This is a genomic window from Dyella terrae, from assembly GCF_004322705.1.
In the GTDB taxonomy this organism is placed as follows: domain Bacteria; phylum Pseudomonadota; class Gammaproteobacteria; order Xanthomonadales; family Rhodanobacteraceae; genus Dyella_D; species Dyella_D terrae.
This window is the reverse complement of sequence record NZ_SIZZ01000007.1, coordinates 1-950: the sequence shown is the minus strand read 5'-3', so window position 1 is coordinate 950 and position 950 is coordinate 1. Positions and strand designations below refer to the sequence as shown.

Here is a 950-nt window from a genome sequence, read left to right as displayed (position 1 = left end):
ATGATCTTGGCAACCACGCCGGCGCCGACGGTACGGCCACCTTCGCGGATCGCGAAGCGCAGGCCTTCGTCCATGGCGATCGGATGGATCAGGGTGACCACCATCTTGATGTTGTCACCCGGCATCACCATCTCGACGCCTTCCGGCAGCTCCACCGCGCCCGTCACGTCGGTCGTGCGGAAGTAGAACTGCGGGCGGTAGCCCTTGAAGAACGGGGTGTGACGACCACCCTCTTCCTTCGACAGCACATACACTTCGGCATCAAACGTCGTGTGCGGGTTGATCGAACCCGGCTTGGCCAGCACCTGGCCACGCTCGACGTCGTCACGCTTCAGACCGCGGACCAGCAGGCCCACGTTGTCACCCGCCTGACCCTGATCGAGCAGCTTGCGGAACATTTCCACGCCGGTCACGGTCGTCTTCTGCGTCGGACGGATGCCGACCACTTCGACTTCGTCACCCACCTTGATGATGCCGCGCTCAACGCGACCGGTCACCACGGTGCCACGACCCGAGATCGAGAACACGTCTTCCACCGGCATCAGGAACGGCTTGTCGATGTCGCGCACCGGCTCCGGAATGTAGGTGTCCAGCGCCTCGACCAGCTTGATGATCGCCGGCACGCCGATTTCCGACTGGTCGCCTTCCAGCGCCGCACGAGCCGAACCCTTGATGATCGGGGTATCGTCGCCCGGGAAGTCGTACTTCGACAGCAGCTCGCGCACTTCCATTTCCACCAGCTCGACCAGCTCGGCGTCGTCCACCAGGTCCGCCTTGTTCAGGAAGACGATGATGTACGGCACGCCCACCTGGCGCGACAGCAGGATGTGTTCGCGCGTCTGCGGCATCGGGCCGTCAGCGGCCGAGCACACCAGGATCGCGCCGTCCATCTGCGCCGCACCCGTGATCATGTTCTTCACGTAGTCGGCGTGGCCCGGGCAGTCCACGTG

General features: G+C 64.1%; 1 protein-coding gene. It reads right to left on the bottom strand.

Features of this window, described 5'->3' with window-relative positions; translation table 11 throughout:
* A partial coding sequence (tuf, locus tag EYV96_RS18655) for an elongation factor Tu (protein WP_131153108.1) occupies nucleotides 1-950 on the bottom strand: 950 nt, incomplete at both ends.